The organism is Mucilaginibacter antarcticus, from assembly GCF_042686155.1.
Taxonomy (GTDB): domain Bacteria; phylum Bacteroidota; class Bacteroidia; order Sphingobacteriales; family Sphingobacteriaceae; genus Mucilaginibacter; species Mucilaginibacter antarcticus.
The window spans coordinates 1-764 of record NZ_JBHUON010000053.1; the positions used below are offsets into that span (position 1 = coordinate 1).

Genomic DNA, 764 nt, shown 5'->3' on the forward strand with positions numbered 1-764 from the left:
GTTGCGCAATCTCCTCAGCTTGATGAGCAAAGGCAGCCTCAATTTCAGACGGTGAAAGGTGACTAATAGAATGTGTTTTCATGGCGTAAATTATAACAAAATCAGTCAATTAAATCGCCTGTTTTGTTTGTCTTTTTGCCAGTAAATGCCATCAATCAAACACTGTAACTGAGCACTGTTTAATGGTGTTTTTGCTGTACCGTCAGTGACTTTGGCGAAGGTGCCTTTTTCTAACCGTTTACTCCACAAACAATAACCGCCCTGGTAGTAATACAACACCTTGAGCTGGGTACGGCGTTTATTGATAAACACAAACCAGTCACCACAATGCGCTTGCATCCCCAGTTTGCCCTGTACCAGTGCCGCCAGCCCATCAAACTGTTTGCGCATATCGGTATTACCGGTATACAGCCAAATACGCCCATTGGATAAGGGTAACATCAGGCAGCCCGGTTCATCCGAAGCACCACACCACCGGGTAATGCCAGTTCAATCTCCCAGGCAGAGCCTGCGCTCTGGTTCGCACTTGCTGGCATATCAAAGGCAAGCCAGTTATCTTGCTGCGCAAGCGATTGGCTATCATCGCTCAGTTTTTTACGCCACAGATAGAAGTTTGATACTGTTAACGCATGCTGTGCACAAAATTCACTGACTGTCAGTTCGCTTGCTGCTTGCTTATCAACCAATACCTGCCATTGCTCGCGTGTACGTCTTTTTGTTGCCATCGATTAAGTCTCCGTGAGTAAAATCTACGGGGACTATTT

General features: G+C 46.1%; 2 protein-coding genes. Both read right to left on the reverse strand.

Translation table 11 applies throughout. From position 1 onward, the window contains the following. Window positions 1-105: 105 nt before the first annotated feature. Complete coding sequence (tnpB, locus tag ACFSYC_RS19610) at window positions 106-441, reverse strand: IS66 family insertion sequence element accessory protein TnpB (protein WP_126874057.1); 336 nt, start codon at window positions 439-441, stop codon at window positions 106-108. Next, a complete protein-coding gene (gene tnpA / locus ACFSYC_RS19615) occupies window positions 441-725 on the reverse strand; it encodes an IS66 family insertion sequence element accessory protein TnpA (protein ID WP_377130568.1) in 285 nt (94 codons plus the stop codon). The genes tnpB and tnpA overlap by 1 nt, the downstream gene beginning before the upstream one ends. Between the last annotated feature and the right edge of the window lie 39 nt (window positions 726-764).

What these genes read in the sequence shown, in the direction of transcription:
- tnpB (WP_126874057.1), bottom strand. Translation starts at nt 441, where the DNA reads ATGTTACCCTTATCCAATGGGCGTATTTGGCTGTATACCGGTAATACC.
- tnpA (WP_377130568.1), bottom strand. Translation starts at nt 725, where the DNA reads ATGGCAACAAAAAGACGTACACGCGAGCAATGGCAGGTATTGGTTGAT.